The organism is Pseudovibrio sp. M1P-2-3, from assembly GCF_031501865.1.
Classification (GTDB): domain Bacteria; phylum Pseudomonadota; class Alphaproteobacteria; order Rhizobiales; family Stappiaceae; genus Pseudovibrio; species Pseudovibrio corallicola.
Window position 1 is genome coordinate 1,531,563 of sequence record NZ_JARRCW010000001.1, and the last position, 16,004, is coordinate 1,547,566.

25 protein-coding genes are annotated in these 16,004 nt (G+C 49.6%); 5 read left to right on the forward strand and 20 right to left on the reverse strand.

Going from position 1 to position 16,004, the window contains the following annotated elements; translation table 11 throughout:
- A complete protein-coding gene (cobO, locus tag P6574_RS06935) occupies positions 1-612 on the forward strand; it encodes a cob(I)yrinic acid a,c-diamide adenosyltransferase (RefSeq protein ID WP_405048132.1) in 612 nt (203 codons plus the stop codon).
- Between the two features lie 27 nt (positions 613-639).
- A complete protein-coding gene (locus tag P6574_RS06940; protein ID WP_310619632.1) occupies positions 640-2,091 on the forward strand; it encodes a cobyric acid synthase in 1,452 nt (483 codons plus the stop codon).
- Positions 2,092-2,094: 3 nt separating this feature from the next.
- On the opposite strand, the gene cbiB is transcribed toward P6574_RS06940, so the two are convergent.
- The 3 genes from cbiB to P6574_RS06955 all read right to left on the reverse strand — a co-directional run bounded on the left by cbiB (position 2,095) and on the right by P6574_RS06955 (position 5,039).
- Positions 2,095-3,063 carry an adenosylcobinamide-phosphate synthase CbiB gene (gene cbiB / locus P6574_RS06945; RefSeq protein ID WP_310619633.1) on the reverse strand — a complete coding sequence of 323 codons (969 nt, stop codon included), beginning with the start codon at positions 3,061-3,063 and terminating at the stop codon, positions 2,095-2,097.
- Between the two features lie 4 nt (positions 3,064-3,067).
- Positions 3,068-4,069, reverse strand: a complete 1,002-nt coding sequence (cobD, locus tag P6574_RS06950; RefSeq protein WP_310619634.1) for a threonine-phosphate decarboxylase CobD — start codon at positions 4,067-4,069, stop codon at positions 3,068-3,070.
- A gap of 178 nt (positions 4,070-4,247) precedes the next feature.
- The gene (locus tag P6574_RS06955; RefSeq protein WP_310619635.1) at positions 4,248-5,039 is read right to left on the reverse strand and encodes a citryl-CoA lyase; all 792 of its coding nucleotides are present in this window, start codon (positions 5,037-5,039) and stop codon (positions 4,248-4,250) included.
- 355 nt (positions 5,040-5,394) lie between these two features.
- On the opposite strand from P6574_RS06955, the gene P6574_RS06960 reads away from it, so the two are divergent.
- Positions 5,395-6,171: an IclR family transcriptional regulator gene (locus P6574_RS06960; protein ID WP_310619636.1), complete on the forward strand. Its 777-nt coding sequence runs from the start codon at positions 5,395-5,397 to the stop codon at positions 6,169-6,171.
- Between the two features lie 819 nt (positions 6,172-6,990).
- On the opposite strand, the gene P6574_RS06965 is transcribed toward P6574_RS06960, so the two are convergent.
- From P6574_RS06965 to P6574_RS07025, 13 genes are all read right to left on the reverse strand, one after another.
- On the reverse strand, positions 6,991-7,914 hold the full coding sequence (locus P6574_RS06965) for an SMP-30/gluconolactonase/LRE family protein (protein ID WP_310619637.1): 924 nt from the start codon (positions 7,912-7,914) through the stop codon (positions 6,991-6,993).
- Between the two features lie 176 nt (positions 7,915-8,090).
- Positions 8,091-8,594: a cysteine hydrolase family protein gene (locus P6574_RS06970; protein ID WP_310619638.1), complete on the reverse strand. Its 504-nt coding sequence runs from the start codon at positions 8,592-8,594 to the stop codon at positions 8,091-8,093.
- A 292-nt stretch (positions 8,595-8,886) separates the two neighbouring features.
- Positions 8,887-10,005: a tyrosine-type recombinase/integrase gene (locus P6574_RS06975; RefSeq protein ID WP_310619639.1), complete on the reverse strand. Its 1,119-nt coding sequence runs from the start codon at positions 10,003-10,005 to the stop codon at positions 8,887-8,889.
- Positions 10,006-10,014: 9 nt separating this feature from the next.
- Positions 10,015-10,263, reverse strand: a complete 249-nt coding sequence (locus tag P6574_RS06980) for a hypothetical protein (RefSeq protein WP_310619640.1) — start codon at positions 10,261-10,263, stop codon at positions 10,015-10,017.
- 80 nt (positions 10,264-10,343) lie between these two features.
- Positions 10,344-10,544, reverse strand: a complete 201-nt coding sequence (locus P6574_RS06985) for a hypothetical protein (protein ID WP_310619641.1) — start codon at positions 10,542-10,544, stop codon at positions 10,344-10,346.
- Complete coding sequence (locus P6574_RS06990) at positions 10,541-10,819, reverse strand: hypothetical protein (protein ID WP_310619642.1); 279 nt, start codon at positions 10,817-10,819, stop codon at positions 10,541-10,543. Before P6574_RS06990 ends, P6574_RS06985 begins: the two co-directional genes overlap by 4 nt.
- 2 nt (positions 10,820-10,821) lie before the next feature.
- Positions 10,822-11,010, reverse strand: a complete 189-nt coding sequence (locus P6574_RS06995) for a hypothetical protein (RefSeq protein WP_310619643.1) — start codon at positions 11,008-11,010, stop codon at positions 10,822-10,824.
- Between the two features lie 27 nt (positions 11,011-11,037).
- Positions 11,038-11,445, reverse strand: coding sequence for a DUF968 domain-containing protein (locus P6574_RS07000; protein ID WP_310619644.1), 408 nt, complete (start codon positions 11,443-11,445; stop codon positions 11,038-11,040).
- A 71-nt stretch (positions 11,446-11,516) separates the two neighbouring features.
- Complete coding sequence (locus tag P6574_RS07005; protein WP_310619645.1) at positions 11,517-11,672, reverse strand: hypothetical protein; 156 nt, start codon at positions 11,670-11,672, stop codon at positions 11,517-11,519.
- Between the two features lie 21 nt (positions 11,673-11,693).
- Entirely contained in the window at positions 11,694-11,879 is a 186-nt protein-coding gene (locus tag P6574_RS07010) for a hypothetical protein (RefSeq protein WP_310619646.1), read from the reverse strand.
- A 4-nt stretch (positions 11,880-11,883) separates the two neighbouring features.
- The gene (locus tag P6574_RS07015; RefSeq protein ID WP_310619647.1) at positions 11,884-12,144 is read right to left on the reverse strand and encodes a DUF2312 domain-containing protein; all 261 of its coding nucleotides are present in this window, start codon (positions 12,142-12,144) and stop codon (positions 11,884-11,886) included.
- Between the two features lie 260 nt (positions 12,145-12,404).
- Positions 12,405-12,698, reverse strand: coding sequence for a hypothetical protein (locus P6574_RS07020; RefSeq protein WP_310619648.1), 294 nt, complete (start codon positions 12,696-12,698; stop codon positions 12,405-12,407).
- Complete coding sequence (locus P6574_RS07025; protein ID WP_310619649.1) at positions 12,695-13,099, reverse strand: hypothetical protein; 405 nt, start codon at positions 13,097-13,099, stop codon at positions 12,695-12,697. The genes P6574_RS07020 and P6574_RS07025 overlap by 4 nt, the downstream gene beginning before the upstream one ends.
- A 93-nt stretch (positions 13,100-13,192) precedes the next feature.
- Here P6574_RS07025 and P6574_RS07030 point away from each other — a divergent pair, with 93 nt between their 5' ends.
- Entirely contained in the window at positions 13,193-13,414 is a 222-nt protein-coding gene (locus P6574_RS07030) for a hypothetical protein (protein WP_310619650.1), read from the forward strand.
- Between the two features lie 23 nt (positions 13,415-13,437).
- On the opposite strand, the gene P6574_RS07035 is transcribed toward P6574_RS07030, so the two are convergent.
- The 3 genes from P6574_RS07035 to P6574_RS07045 all read right to left on the reverse strand — a co-directional run bounded on the left by P6574_RS07035 (position 13,438) and on the right by P6574_RS07045 (position 14,615).
- Positions 13,438-13,710, reverse strand: coding sequence for a hypothetical protein (locus P6574_RS07035; protein WP_310619651.1), 273 nt, complete (start codon positions 13,708-13,710; stop codon positions 13,438-13,440).
- A gap of 84 nt (positions 13,711-13,794) precedes the next feature.
- Positions 13,795-14,334 carry a hypothetical protein gene (locus tag P6574_RS07040; RefSeq protein WP_310619652.1) on the reverse strand — a complete coding sequence of 180 codons (540 nt, stop codon included), beginning with the start codon at positions 14,332-14,334 and terminating at the stop codon, positions 13,795-13,797.
- A gap of 50 nt (positions 14,335-14,384) precedes the next feature.
- Positions 14,385-14,615, reverse strand: coding sequence for a hypothetical protein (locus tag P6574_RS07045; RefSeq protein ID WP_310619653.1), 231 nt, complete (start codon positions 14,613-14,615; stop codon positions 14,385-14,387).
- A gap of 202 nt (positions 14,616-14,817) precedes the next feature.
- Here P6574_RS07045 and P6574_RS07050 point away from each other — a divergent pair, with 202 nt between their 5' ends.
- Positions 14,818-15,222: an IclR family transcriptional regulator gene (locus tag P6574_RS07050; protein ID WP_310619654.1), complete on the forward strand. Its 405-nt coding sequence runs from the start codon at positions 14,818-14,820 to the stop codon at positions 15,220-15,222.
- Between the two features lie 316 nt (positions 15,223-15,538).
- Here P6574_RS07050 and P6574_RS07055 read toward each other — a convergent pair whose 3' ends face one another.
- The gene (locus tag P6574_RS07055) at positions 15,539-15,871 is read right to left on the reverse strand and encodes a helix-turn-helix domain-containing protein (protein ID WP_310619655.1); all 333 of its coding nucleotides are present in this window, start codon (positions 15,869-15,871) and stop codon (positions 15,539-15,541) included.
- Positions 15,872-16,004: the final 133 nt, after the last annotated feature.

The window sequence follows — 16,004 nt, forward strand, 5'->3', positions numbered from 1 at the left end:
ATGACACAGGAAGAACTGGATGCTCGCCATGCTGAAAAAATGCGCAAAAAAAAGGCTGCCCGTGACAAGATCATGGCAACCAAGACCATCGAAAAAGGCCTGTTGATTGTCCATACCGGCAAGGGCAAGGGCAAATCTACCGCCGGGTTTGGAATGATTTTCCGCAGTCTTGGCCATGGGCACAAGGTGGCTGTGGTCCAGTTTGTTAAAGGGCGCATTGAAACCGGCGAACGCATGGCGCTGGAGAAGTTTGAGGATCAGGTCACCATCAAGCGCATGGGCGAGGGCTTTACGTGGGAAACGCAGGATCGCCAGCGCGATATTGCAGCGGCGCGCGCCGCATGGGATTCCGCTAAAGAGCTGATTACCGGCGGCGAGCATCGTTTGGTGCTTTTGGATGAGCTGAATATCGTTCTGCGCTATGACTACCTGCCTATTGAAGAGGTGGTGGAATTCTTCAAAAACGAAAAGCCAAACGATGTGCATGTGGTTGTCACGGGCCGTAATGCCAAGGACGAGCTGATTGAGGTGGCTGATCTTGTAACCGAAATGGGCCAGATCAAGCACCCGTTCCGCTCCGGCGTAAAGCCGCAGGAAGGCATCGAGTTTTAATCGCTTAACGTTTACTAGGAAAATAAAATGGCAGTCCCAGCGCTCATGGTTCAGGGCACCGGCTCCAACGTGGGCAAAAGCCTTATCGTTGCGGGCCTAGCCCGCGCGTTTAACCGGCGGGGCTTGAAGGTGCTGCCGTTTAAACCGCAAAACATGTCCAACAATGCCGCCGTCACAGATGACGGCGGCGAAATCGGCAGGGCGCAGGCGTTGCAGGCCCTTGCTGCGGGCGTTCCTTCAAGCGTGCATATGAACCCGGTTTTGCTGAAGCCCGAAACAGAAACGGGCGCGCAGGTTATTGTACAGGGAAAACGCTTTGGCACCATGAAGGCGCGTGAGTATGGCAGCCGAAAAAGTGAGCTGCTTCCCTTCGTACTGGAGAGTTTTTCAAAGCTGGAAAAGCAAGCGGATCTTGTCCTTGTAGAAGGGGCTGGCTCTCCGGCGGAGGTGAACCTGCGCGCTGGTGATATTGCCAATATGGGTTTTGCCGAGGCGGCTGACCTTCCTGTGCTGCTGGCGGGTGACATTGACAGGGGCGGGGTAATTGCCTCCCTTGTGGGCACTTGGTGCGTACTTGAAGAAGCCGAGCGGGCCCGTATCAAGGCGTTTTTTATTAATAAGTTTCGCGGCGACCCGAGCCTGTTTGATAGCGGTCTGCAGGAAATTGTGGGGCGTACCGGCTGGACCAATGCAGGCGTAGTACCGTGGTTTGCTGATGCCGCCAAGCTTCCGGCGGAAGATGCGCTAGGGCTTGAAGATGGTATGGGCGAGGGTCCGCTTAAAATCATCGTGCCGGTGACAAGCCGTATCGCCAATTTCGATGACCTTGACCCCTTGCGCCTAGAACCGAATGTTACTCTTGAACTGGTGGAGGCAGGCAGACCCTTGCCTGCGGATGCGCAAGTGGTTCTTCTTGCGGGCAGCAAGTCCACCATAGGGGATTTGAGTTTTTTACGTGCCCAAGGATGGGATATTGACCTTAAAGCCCATGTACGGCGCGGCGGCGTGGTTCTGGGCCTGTGTGGCGGCTACCAGATGCTGGGTAAGACGATTGCCGATCCTGAAGGTGTTGAAGGAGGCGGGCATGTGGAAGGACTGGGACTACTTGATGTCCACACGGTTCTGTCACCGAAGAAATCCGTTGTGCAGAATGAGGGAACTCACAAGGCATCCGGTGCCCGTGTAAGCGGCTATGAAATTCACGCGGGCCAAACATCCGGCCCAGATTGCCAACGTCCCTACCTGAACCTTTCGCAGGGCGAGGAGGGGGCATGCTCCAAAGATCACCGGGTATTTGGAACCTATCTTCATGGTGTTTTCACATCCGATGAGTTTAGGCAGAGTTTTTTGAAGGATTTGGGGAGCCATAGCTCTCTTGGGTATGCAGCGCAGGTGGAAGAAGGGCTGGATGCCCTTAGTGACCATGTGGAAACGCATATGGATCTGGATCAGCTGCTGGAGATTGCTCGCCAGCGCTAACCATCAAGCGGCAAAGGCAACCACTGCAACTGCTAGAGCTTGCAAACTACATGCGCTCACCATCACCTGAAGTGCCCTGCTGATATCACAGGTGTCCAGCTGGATGCGCCCCTCAGGGTTCATATAAGGGTCATCAACCTTATAGCCGGTGTAAACACGCGGACCGGCAAGGGCTACATTAAGAGCGCCCGCCATAGCAGCTTCCGGCCAGCCCGCATTGGGGGAGCGATGTTGGCGGGCGTATTTGAAAATTGTGCGAAATGCGCGGGAGACAGAGCCGCCCACAATGGGCGCTGAGAGAGAAATGAATACACCGGAAAGACGGGACGCAGGCAGATTGACCAGATCATCAAGGCGAGCTGCGGCCCAACCAAAATCCGTGTGTCGCTCCGTTTTGTGGCCAATCATACTGTCTGCGGTATTAATCGCCTTGTAGGCAAGTAGCCCCGGCAACCCCAAGAGCAGGAACCAGAAAAGGGGAGCTGTGATGCCGTCCGAGAAATTTTCTGAACATGATTCAATAGCGGCGCGGGAAACGCCCGCTTGGTCCAGAGTTTTGGGATCTCGGCCTACAATCATAGAAACCGCATAACGCCCTTGCTCCAGCCCGCGGCGCAATCCGGTCTCCACTGCCTTTACATGCTGGTAAAGGCTCTTTTGCGCCAGAAACACAGCGCCGATTACTGCAATACCTGCCTCACCAAAAGGCAGCAGGCGCAAAAGCGTTTCCAGAAAAATCCCGAGAACTAATGCTGCGGCGGTTAAGGAGATGATGAAACAAAGGCCAGTGAGTTTCTTACAGGCGGGAGAGAGGCCGTCTTTATTGAGCCTGAGGTCCGCAGTGCCGATCAAATTGCCGATAAGGACAATAGGGTGCGGCAAGCGCCTCCAGAGCCACTCGGGCTCCCCAAAAAGTGCATCCAGAATAATTGCGGCTAAAACGATGAGGGGGGTGTATTCAAAAGCAAGCACAGAATTACACCTGCTCTTTATGGGCTAACAAGGCTTGCTGAACTCTTGCGCGCTCATGTTCGTTTTTTGGCAGTCCAAAGCGGATCCACTTGGAGTTATAATCGAAGACACGTGTCCAGATGTGATGCTTTGCCAAACTCTGATGGAGTGCCAACGCATCTTCAGCTTCTACCAGCGTGTAAAGGCTGGTACTGCCTTTGATGGCAAGCCCGTGGGTTTTAAGAAGCTCATGGAAAGCGCTGGTCTCAATTTCCAGTTTTTGGAGCATGTCCTCTTGCCACTTGGTGTCTGCAAGGGCTGTTGCGCCAATGCTTAAAGCTGGGCCGGACACCGCCCAGCTTCCAAGCTCGTGCTCCAGATAGTCAGTGATCGCCTTGTGCCCGATTGCAAAGCCAAGACGTAGCCCCGCAAGGCCGAAGAACTTGCCAAATGAGCGAAGCACCAAAACAGGTTCCTCCTTCACATGTGGCAGGATGCTCCTATTGGGTGTTATCTCCGCAAAAGCTTCATCAACAATTAGCAGACCTTTTTGCTGTTTGAGCGTCTTAGAAAGCTCCAGTATTTCTTCATGGCTATAACTGCGGCCATCGGGGTTGTTGGGGTTTACCAGCACGACCAGTTTACAGCCTTGTGGAACCTGCGAAATGTGCGTGACTTCACAAACCGTAAAACCAGCATTCTCCCAGCTTTCAGCATGGCTGGTATAGGTGGGCTTGAAGATTGCAACAGGCTGAGGCTCAAAATAGCTTGGCAACCGGTGCAGCAGGCTTTGTGTACCCGGCGCCGCTGTTATGTGAAGATGAGACGGAACACGGTAATAGGAGCGCGCTGCAGTTATCAAAGCATCGTGCGCGCCGTCTTCCGGGAGCGGCTCTAAAGATGGGGAGACTAACGAAAGGTCTAGCGGATAGGCCTGCGGATTAATGCCGGTTGAAAGGTCCAGCCACTCATCGCGCGTGCCGCCATACTGGCAAATGGCCTTTGATAAATCTCCACCGTGTTTCATTTTTCTTCCGCAGCCCTAAACAATAGATAGAGCTGCTTATCGCGGGATACACCCAGTTGCAAACCTATTCAGTGGTTGGGTGTTGAAAGCTGGAGAGGTAAATCTGTTTGTAAGGTGCTCAAGGAAGCGGCGGCCAGCAACTTCCTTGAGCACTTACGGGCACACAGGCAAGAGAGATTTACTTTTCGACACCACTGGTTTTCAAAATCTCTTCCTCTGTACGCTGCCACAGTTCAAAGGCCATGGGGTTGTTCTGTTCTTCCAGAATATGCCCGACAAGACCAATGGAACGGGCCATAACCCCGATGCCGCGGACAATGTTCCAAGGGAACTGGAATTCACAGCAGATGGCACCAATTGCACCTGTTGCATTGATTGGCAGAACTTTGCCGGAAGCTTGTTCGGCTTCTTTTTGCACCAGCTGGATCAGTTCTACATATTCACCGGCCATACCGTTTTCAGCTGCAATTTCGAAAAGGCGCGGGGTACGCGGATCAATGGGTTTGTGAACCGGATGACCAAGGCCTGGCACAATAGCCTTGCGGCTTCTGAAGTCGGCAACAATGTCCTTTGCAAGGGCTTTAAGGTCGACGCCAGTACCCAATTTTTCAGGGGGCAGGGCTGCACTGAGCATTTTGGCAGCCCCTTCCATGGACCCCACGAAAACAGTGCCGAGGCCACAAAGGCCCGCAGCAACGGCTGCCTGAAGGGATTCAGGGGCACCCATATAGGTAATCCGTGCGGCTAGAGCAGAAGGAGTGATGCCATGTTCGACCAATGTCAACACGATGGCGTTGAACACGCGCGATTCTTCCGGTGTTGGTGCGCGGTACTTTAAGAGAAGGAAGGCCAGATCGCCCAAGTTCATGTGACCGAGGATTTCGTTGGGTAGATCAAGGCCATGAACATTAATCTTGTCCGCAGTGCTCCATCCGATTCGCGAAGTAATCTCGTCTTTACGCTTGGGCATAGTTAAACCTCCACTTTTCAATTGTGTAACCGCATTGACGTGCTTTTTATGTCGAGCACGAAGTTCTCTGGGCTGCGTTCAGGTCCTTATTTGTGACCTGAGTCTTCAGCCAGCGCCTCCCTCTGGCAAAAGAACATTAAATTCACTATAGAGAATAGCTTTCTAATATGTGAATAATTGAATGTCCGCAAGACTGGTGTAACAGGAAAAGGTTTTTCTATTACCAATGGCGAACTATTGGGCCCTAAAGAGCTGGTGTGTGTGTGGAAATGGTGATGCAAAGTGCCGGAGAATGTGGAGTGACGCAAAAAAGACTTTCTATTAAATCTTCTGGCCTGCTAAGAGGTTCGGCACTATGGCTAAGGATAATATAAAATACGTGGGTGCCGTTGAAGGGGCTGTGAAAGTGATGCGCTATCTGGTGCGCGCTGGGCGGCCCGATGGTGTTGCCTCTATCGGCCGTGAGACAGATTTAAATGTCTCAACCACATTCAACATCTTAAAAACACTGGCAAAAGAAGATCTTGTCTCTTTCGATGCCTCCCGCAAGACCTATGCAATAGGGATGGGGGTGCTGGAGTTCTCTATTCCTTTGCTGGGCAAGAGCCAGAGCAAGCTTATTTACCCAATTCTGGTGCAACTTGCTCAAGAGCACCAGATCATGATCACTTTGTGGACTGTGACAGCGGGAGACAGAATTATCTTGAGTGAGCGAGTTGCTCCGTCCAATATTGTGCGCGCTGATATGGAAATTGGTGCAAGACTGCCATCTTTGATTGGTGCCGTGGGCCGCTGTATCGCGGCGCGCTTGCCCTTGTCCAAAGAGGATGCAAAAGAAGCATTCGAGACATTCCGCTGGCAAAACTCCCCCGGCTTTGATGCCTACTGGCAGGATGTAGAGGCCGCGCGGGCAACCGGCTATGCCTTTGACCGTGGAAACCTGTTCAAGGGAATTGATGTTGCTGCCGCTGTAGTTTGTGATCAGGAAGGGCAGCCCAAGCTGGGCCTTAGTGCCATTTCAATCGCTGGGCAGGTGGAAGATGCGGAGCTTGTTGAAGTCGCAAATGATCTGACAAAGGCCTCAACGTTGATCGAAAAAAGCCTGTTCGGTGCTATTGCGCGGGAAAGTTGAAAGAAAGCTGGGAGGAATGTTGGCGCTCACTTTTTGTGGAAGAGTTCAGACTTTCTCACCAGCAATATGTGTAAGCCCCAGACCGAGAAGGGTCCGGGGCTTTTAAGCGGCTCCAACTTGAGTTGGGCGATGGCAGTAAGCGTACTATGAAAATACGAAGTCGTCAGCGCTAAAGCCGGATGCGGCTATCTGTTACTGGTTATGAGTCTGGACCCTAAGTCGTCGCCTTCACCACCTGTTAGAATAATTTCGGAGTTTATCACCTTCATCAGTGATGTCAGCCACGTCGGTGATGTCGCTTCCAGTGCCACCATATACATAGAGATCGATTTCATTATGGTAGCTGGAGTTGTCTGTGAGATCTATCTGGAAGTAGTCGTCCTCACTTCACAGATCGGCGTAGATGTACTTTAATTTGATTACGCCATTTGGTTATCTTGTCGTATTGGAGTAGGACAATGCGGCAGCCCGTTTACCTCGTATTATTTAATTATTAAATATCTGAAATAGTATTTATTAAGTATAAATCGATGAGGAAGTGTTATGTATACTGTAACGGAATCTTGATGTTAATAAGATTTATTGCTCCTAGGTAAGCTATTTTCTATGTAGGTGGTTATTTCTATTTCTCCATTAGAGTGTTGGTGGTTGAGGTGAAGTTATTGGGTCCTCATATTCTCAAGCAGTTTGGCTTGGGTTTTCAAAAACGATAGTGCTCCTCAACGTAGTTGGCATAGGTTTTCAGATAAAGTTATGTGCTGCAATGGAGCAGTTTTCTTCCAAATATACAGCTTGCCAGTTTAGATGCGATTATTTGCGTCACTCTTTGGTGGCGCCAAACTTTGGCTCCGGCAGGCCCTGTGTGCCCAGACCGTGCACGGCAAATATGCTGCCTGGTTTTGGGTGCCGACTAAGCTCTTCACCGGTTAAAAATGACTGCTGTGAAGTGACGAAGAGTGTTTCATAATTATCGCCGCCAAATGTAACACAAGTGGTGCCGCGAACCGGCATATCAATCTCCCGATCAAGCCGACCGGAGGGATCAATACGCAAAATCTTACCGCCCAGATTCAAGGCGAACCAATAGTAGCCTTCTGCGTCGACCGTAGCGCCGTCTACAATTGCCGGGGAGCGTTCTTCCACGGAGAAGAAAGGTCTGCGGTTGTGGATATGCCCAGTGTCAATATCAAGATCAAAAACATAGATTATGCCTCCCTTGGTATCACCGAAGTACATGCGTGCATCCTTAGGGTCGAAGGCAATCCCGTTGCTGCATATGAAAGAGAAGTCTTGAGCAACTTTACGGCAGGTTAAATCCGGTTCCAGACAATAGATGTGAGCGGACTTATCGCTCAAGCGTGTGTCCATGCTGCCGCACCAGAAGCGCCCACGACGGTCAATTTTCCCATCGTTAAGCCGGTTTTGCGGATGCTCTGGTTCCGGATCAATAATCTTCTCAAAAACTCCAGTTTCAAGGTCAAAAGTACAGAAACCGGAATTGGTTCCGCAGATGAGGCCGCCGCCGGTTCTGAGCCCAAAGCTCCCCACCTGTTCCGGTAGTTCCCAAGATCTGCGCTCCCCGCTGACAATGTTCAATCGTCGAATTGAGGGGCGCTTTGAGCTGTTTGGATCGGGGGCCGGACCAACGTGATCGGACCAGTACACAGATGTTTCCTCCGCAACCCAAAGGGGAGCTTCGCCCAAACCGTCATCGCATTCCCAAAGGCACTCAATGTCTACCATAACAAGCTCCTTGAATGACCCTTAGCCTACGCCTGCTAGGTCTGTGTGCAAGATACTATTTCAGCTCTATTTCGGTTTGCCTAATAGGGGAGCGGTCCCTTATTTTCTTTAGGCGATTTGGTTAACTGTAAAGCGCTAATGGAAGATTGTAGGCGTTGGAGTGCAGCTAATGCCGATCAAAATGTATCTGCCTGGTTTGATGATGAGTATTGGTCCAAAATTGTCTGGTGATCATGGATAATTTGGCCAAAATGATGCTCCCAGAGCTCAATGCCCTTTCGTCCGGACTTATCGAGTGAAGAGCCGATCACTGCATCTCCTATTAAGGTGGGGTTGAGGCCTGCATCAAAAAGAGCGAAACCAGCTGCAAGAACACAGGTTTCAGCCTGAATGCCGCAAACCAGAACACGTTCTGGCTTGCAGGTGGCAAGATAGTCCATCAGTTCGCTTGGAGGAAGGTATCCATATTTTATGAATACTCGATCAGCTTTAACAATGCTCTCATCATCTTCGTTGGGAACCCAGTTTAATTGCCTGTCAAATGGTACAATTGCTTCATTGTGACGGATTACCGTTGCCACGGACGGCATAAGACCCGCCAAGCGCTGAACCCGAGTGATTACCCACTCCGGCGGAGAAAAATTAGGCTGTAAATCAACAATCAGAAGGATTTCGTTCATAACCCCAAACCTATGATGATGCATGGCTTGAAAGGGGCACTGCGACAACCCCCCCAGTGTTCCCATAGATTATACGGATTCAGTCCGCTCACAAATAGTAAAAACCAGCAGAGTCTTGCTGTGTACGGAGATCGCCCGAGATAAAAGGAATTGCCTCTGGGCTTGTATACTCTTAATATTGGGGGAGGTTGGAGGCGTCGACCGGACTGCTAACATATAGTTAAAACAACGCATTAACCATAAAGTGAGTAAAAATTACCCCATTGAAAAATAAGGGTTTTTGGAAATAAAGTCACTCACTTTTTTGGGCTGATTTTAGCAGGTGCCGAGCCCCTTCTTTCCCTAGAATTTTCCTCTGTGCCATGCGCGTATATAGCTCAGCCTGTTCCAGCTTTGTCCAGCCAAACATGGACAGAAGTTGACTGGCTGTAGCCCCGCTCTCAGCCGCTATAACAGCCCCCGCTTTTCTGATGCCATGCGCAGAGCAGTGGGGCAATCCGGCCATATCGAACCAGCTCCGCATACGATTGCCAAAGCCCTTCACAGTGTAAGGCTCGCCTGTTCTTGTAACCAAGAATATATTGTGCCCATGCTCTACCCTTGATAGCGCCTCTGCCAAGGGCGGCAATACAGGAAGATCAATAGTTACAGGGGTTTTCTGGAGCTTGCTGGACTTCTTCGGCGTGATTTTAAACATCAGCTGCGGGCCGTCCGGCGTGGCTATAGTGTACAGGTTTTTCCTTCCAAGCCGCGCAACATCAGAAATTCTAAGCCCTGTGTATCTGAGAATTTGCATGGCTAAGTGAGCCTTGGTGCCGACATGGTGACGGTCCAGATACTGCTCAATTTCAGCCTCTGTAACTGTGTGGTGCCCACCTGAATTATTGGCGACCTTTTTAACGTGCTCTGCTGGGTTGGTTTCAGCTAATCCTACATCAATCGCCCAATTGAACAGGGTCGATAATGCCCGCTTTCTATGGTTCGCCGCTTCTGGCTTATCTCCTTTTTGATCTCTCAGAATCGTGATGTGCTTCTTTTGAAGCCCTTTGAAGTTCATATCTCCCAATTTTTGACCGGACTTACTGAGGCAAGTCTCCTCGCAGATATGATGTAATACCCGCCTTTTCTGAGCGCGTGTGGCAGGGGCATGGGACTTTAGCGCCCTTGTCATGTACTGATCGACCAGCCACTTAAAACTCCCCTCTGCGGGCAGTTTTTTATATGAGACCGGCTTCTTTTCTATGATCCCAAGTTTGGCCTTGGTCAGCTCCAGTTCAAATTCTTCTGTTCCGTACTCAGCTCTAATGCGGATTTTAGGAGCACCTTTCCGGCAATAGTACCAGCGCTGATTGCCGTGGCGGTCTATATCGTAATAGAGGTACTTTTCTTTGGGCTTTGTTTTACGTGTCATGATAATTCACTAAATAAAGTCGCAGTTAGGGCCTTCGTCTGGATAAGCGTCGCCGCCTTCCGATGGCAGATCAGAGAATGCCTTATCCAGCTCCACAATATCCCAGACTCTTTTGGTGGCGATGAGCTTTGCAGCTGGCATCATCTTTTTATCTAGCAGCATATTGAAGGTGGTTACGCTAACACCGATGTAGGATGCTGCATCTGCCCTCCCTAAGCCTCTTGGGGATACCAAGGGGATTCTATCCTTCCTTTCCATCCTTCCCTCCCTCTCTCTGCATCCTCTTTAGCAAAGCCGCTTTACTGTTTAGATAATCGGCAAAGCGGCCTATGGGGTCGCTATGTGTGATTGGCATTGCGGGCCTCGTTGGATTGTTGTTTCTCAGTGGTGGCAATGCTGTCACCAAGCAGTTTTGCCAACTGTAGATACTCGGCTGCTTTTACTGCCAATGCGATGCTGGCGACGGCATCTCCAGCAACTCTTGCCCGCTCCGCACCTGCGGTAAGTTCCTCTGCAATCTGAAATGCTGATTTACTCATTCCTCACCTCCTGCCTGCTGAGAGCGGGCATCCCAAGGCTTATATTTTTGCTCCGCCTTTGGAACGTGACCGGTGCCCCAACCAGTTGTACCTTTTTCGTCAAGCTCATGCTCACAATCGCCGCAAAGAAGGGCACCGCAAACCAAGCCCATTGTTGCGTCACACTCTCGGGTAGCTTTTGCGCCGCAGGAAACGCATTTAAGATTGCCATGCTCTTTGCAATCCTCTTTCCCGCACTTTCCAATCCATGCAATGTCAAAAGCACATTTGGACATATTCACCTCCTGCCCGCTAACTGAGTTGCAGCCCTACGAACGCTCTTAAGCTTGGCCTCTGCCTCTGCTATGGACTTGTAAGCCTCTGATGAATATCCATTCACACCCCACCAGTGGATGCGGTGAAATAGGGTGCCTTTGTCATGGAAAGTCGTGATCTTGGCGCGGGGTAAAGTGTGTGGGGCGGTCATGCCGTTTTTCCCTTCCTCTTCTGAAATTCAAATACCCCGACGCTGGGCGCTTTGTTTTCGAGCTATTTCTATGATCTTTTTCGCGGCGGACGGATCGCCACTGACCTCATGAAGCGCATAAGCAATCTCTAGCGGGTTCATGTTGTATTTTCTCCAGAAGAGGCGCTCTTCCATGCTGTGCTGTTCATCGTGCTTTTCACGCACCATTGGAACAGTCCAGGCATCGTCTGGCTTTCTAGCTTTGGGAGTTCCAGCTTTACGGTAGAGAGGGTCCGCATATCTGATGTGACAGGCGTCAACTCCATACTTGCCCGTAATTAGACAAGGCAGGGTGCGGATAAAGGCTAAGTGCTTAGGGTCTTCCAAGCGCTTTTGCTTTTTACCTGACGGATCCAGACTAAATGCACTGGCGGGACGGCGAAATTGGAAAGCCATTTATCTAATTACCTCCGCTATATGAAAATCAATTTCTGAAACTGCGCGCGCTGGGCGAAGGGTTGGGAAAGTCATACTGCTACCCCCGCTTTAGCCGTGTACTGTTTCGCTGCCCGTCTGTGGTAATTGATCTGCTTGAAATACTGCCCTGTGCGCTTTGCTGCCCGCTCCCAGTTCTTTGCAAGAGCAAGGTGGTTATGAGCTAGTTTGGTATAGTGTTCCCGCATGCCTTGCTCCTGTGAGGTGGGTTATTTGACTTGTTCGTCAGGGTCTAAGTCGAAGCGGCGACAAAGCTCGCATGCGTAGGTAGAGCCAAGACCAAATACATCCATCACAGCAACCCATCGAGGATGTCTGCTGCGGCCCTGTTTGCGCCTTGCATTCCCTACGGCTCGTCTCAGCAGTTCGTTGTCGGCGATGCTTGATACTCCCATCGCCCTAAGCCTCCACTGGTCCGGCCATGCCCAAAGCGTGGAGATACAAATCCATGACTGCCTCTTCCTCTTCACGCTCATGAGGCTTGCGTTTGCGAAGGGCTACGATTTTACGAAGGACTTTCACGTCAAAGCCTGTTCCCTTGGCTTCTGCGTAAACGTCCTTGATATCGTCAGAGAGGACTTGCCTCTCTTCTTCCAATCTTTCCACTCGCTCTATGAAAGACTTGAGTTGATCGGCTGCGACTCCACCTGGTTCTGTCATGCGGCTTCCTTTCCTTGCTACCCATCGAAACGCTTCGTAAAGCGCTTGGAGGGGCACCAGCCTTTATCTTCGGCTGGTATGGGTTGCCCTTAGTTCGTATAACTGCCTCCTTTGTTTCCCTTCGGCTTTGTTCGGCTCCGGTCGAAGGTTTCCCGCTATACCCATCGAAACCCTGCGCACAGGGCTTGGAAAGGTGGTCAGCTGGTCTTGGGAGACGAGGGAGGGGGACCAGCTGACCTTGGCGCTTGGGAGGGAGCGCCTTATGCTGCCTTTTTAAGTGCCTCCGTTTCAGCTCTAAGCTTGGCTTTCCGATTGACAGCTAGCGCTTGGTAATAAGCTTCCTGAGCTGTGCGCATTTGGCCTTGGAGGCGCATGTATTCTTCACACTGCTTTGAGCTGGTGAAGGCAGAACAGAACAGGCTTCTTCCCATAGAGCTGCCAATCACATCTGTAGTGATTTCATTTTCTTCGCAGTAACCGAGCAGTGCACACTCTGCTTTGGCTGCTTCGGTGAAAAGCTCTTGGATTTGTTCATCGGTATACTTAGCCATCATGCGGCGTCCTTCTGCTCTACGGTGAGTTGTGAAAATGGGATGTAGTGGTCATGTTCATCAGACCAGACAAGGGCCTCGCCTGATTGGATTGCCATGTCAGAGATATTGTCTTCATGGTCTTCTAGTGCTGTGGTCAGCTTATTTGTGAGCCAATGATTTTCTTGCTGTGAGCTGTCAACTCTGGCGTACTGTTTGCCGCCATGCTCAACGATAAAGCGCGGGCTTATGCTTGGACCACTTGAGAAAGGGATATAAAACTCAGTCTCATGGCCTTCGATGTAGGCGGTGTTATCCTTGTCCAGATAGGGCCTGACTGCTGCAAGTACATTCAGGTCACATACAGGCAGAGTGTCCCATGACGCAGTATGAACGGGTATAGTTGCGTTGAAAGGGTAGAGCATTTCACTATCCTCCGGTTTAAAGTACTGCTAGTTCTTGAGCTGGACACTTCCAGCAGACTCGGTTTGAACTCCTCTCCAAAGAAGGAGAGATGAATGTCTATTTCCAAGAGAATGTCGGTATATCCAAAGTGCCCCAAGTGTGGGTATGAGAACAAAATTAGCTTTGCAGTAGCGGAGACTGGAGCTTCTGTAGCTTGCACCTCTTGCAATAATATCTTTGAAGTGAAAGCAGAAATCCCTCAGGGACATGCAAGTAGTGCTCAACTCGACAAGTTGATGAAAAAGGTTACAAAGCCCATCAAAATCAAGATTTAGCCGCTCTGCTTTTCTCCATCCCATCATGCGGCCTCTTTTAAATCTGCGAGAAGGTTTAGGAGGCGCTGTGAGGGGCGGAAGTTATACAATACATGCTGTTCGTTTTCAGCAATGTGCGATGGAGTGTCGGTAATATCACAGAAAGAATTGAATAGGTCAGGGTTATCTAAAGAAAGTATCTCTGCCTTTTGCCTATCCGAGAAATTGCTTTTACTAGAGGTAATTTGCTCAATCTCTTCCAAGCAGGATACAAGCTCTGTATCGTCTATCTCACAGCGGATCACAACTTCTTCCATTCCCATCTCCTCTAGTCCTATTCCCTTTCAAAACACTCAGAGAGTGCTTGGAGAGGGTGCCCGCTGTTAGACGGGCAGGGGTGGTTAGGCTGCTTGGGGTGTTGTTGATTGCTCAGCGGAGGTAGACTCCCACGCTACTGGCATGAATATGGTTTGTCCTGATAACTTTTCTTTGACATAGACAAAGGTACCTTTCCCAAGTGCTCCGAACAGGCCGTAAACCTTCCAGTTGCAAGGCTTGCCGTCACGTTTGATCCCGCTATCACAAGTATATGCGCTGCTTGATACACCCTCACAGGAAGGACATCGGAAGCGAGGGGGGCCAATGGAAGCTTTAAGCTCTTCAATAGTCTCAAAAACCCGCACACTATCTGCTTCAATTTTCGGCTGGTTACACTCTTGGTAATAGTTCATGTACCAATAATCGCGCGAAGTCTCCCAAGCATCTAGGATGTCGGCTGGCTCCATGTCGAGCGCATCGGCATAATGCTTAGCCCGATCAATCACCCATTGGAACTTTCCTTCGTAATTATGGGAGCGGAAGTTGCGATCTAGGTCGTGGTCTACGGATGCCCTTAAGCTTCTGTATCCATCACATTCGGTAATGCTTTTCGTAGGTGTCATGCCGCTGCCCTTTCCAGCTCTTCAAATTGCTGCCAAAATTCACTTCTCAATTAGTCATTTGCATAAGCCCTTGCGGAGATCAGCGCCCATAAATGCGCTTCTTCGTCCGTAGAATTGGGCGTTAGCATAATTGTCTTTTTGTTGAGGTCAGTGACGGAAATGGAAGAGATGATGAGCGTGTCTTGAGTATCTGGGTCTATGTCTACTTCGCATTTGAGTGATAGCTCGTCGCCTAAATACAGGCCGCCCAATTCAACAACGTCTTCAATCTCTATTTCCATGTGGCCCCCTCAGCTATGTGCTGTTGATGTGGATTATCGTATATGCAATTGCATATCAATGTAAAGGAGAAAAATACACCAAATAATGCTAAAGCATATTTTAGCCTGTTTATAGTGTGGGGATAGATTTTGCAGCAGAAACGAGTGTGGATGATGCTTTAAGAAACATAGTTTGAATTTAGGTGCATGCTAAAACGTGAAAATGATTACAAAAACAACGGAAGCTATGCAAAGTGTGCAGCTATTTTCTACAGCGATGCTGGATGCGTTTAAGGAAGCGCAATCGCTGACAAAGGCGATTGATTATAATGAGACGGCGCTTTTTATAGCGCTCGCAAGTCAGATTTACTCTGGTCAGCTACCGACTGTTAGTAGTCTTGAGAAGCAAACCGGAATACCAAAGACTACCGTTGATAGGCACCTTGCCACCTTTCTGAAGCGAGGGGACTTGTTACGTCATAGGGGGGCTAATGGCTACCACTATACGTTTACTCAGAAGTGGATTGATACAATCTCGGTTATTGGGCCAAACCAAACCCATAGAGACACTTTCAACAGAGTTGTAGACAATGTATCAACAGCCATAAGTAGAATGGCGCATATTTAATTATCGATAACCCATTTTGGGGTGATTTAATAAATGCGTTAAGGGGTTGTTTATATTTTAGGCTGCTTTTATCGCAGATAGCCGCCATTTCCGTTGTCAAGAAATCAGTTATAGATAACCCATTTTGGGAAAGTAACGTCGTTGACGTTAGGTGCTCTAGGCCCTCAATATTCTTACTATTGAGATTCAGGGGGTGTTATGATTAGTGAGTCTAGGCTTCTTCGTCTTCAAATTTTGCTTTCTAGATTATCGGAAAGACAAATTACCGTTGCTCTGCAAAAAATGGAAGCCAAAGGTAAGTAGAGGGTTGTAGGCTCTATTTTTCTATAGAGTTATCATTAAGCATATTGGTCAAGAAATCCAGAATATAGTCCTGCTTTCCTTCGGGTATTTCATTGAATACACGAAGAAAATCATCAGCTTTGTTTGATAGATTTAGACCTAGCAGGATGTAAGCCGGACTTACGTTGATAACCTCGCATATCCTAAGTGCAGTTGATATGCTTGGTTCCTTGTTCATCTTAATCATTTGCTGAATGTAAGCTGGCGCTTTCCCGCACTCTGCGGAGATAGCGCGGTATGTTTTGTCGCTTCCCTCAATAGCGGCAACGAGCCTATCTCTCCAGGTCTCTGTGGTGTCAGTCGTCATTGTTTCGATCATTTCTGGCTCGTTTGTTTGACGGTAGCAATCTCGGCAACTCGTCAATAATACCGACGTATTGTAATTGGACCCTTAAATCTGAGTAAACCACGCGCTTCTCCTTATTTTTTACAGTAGATGC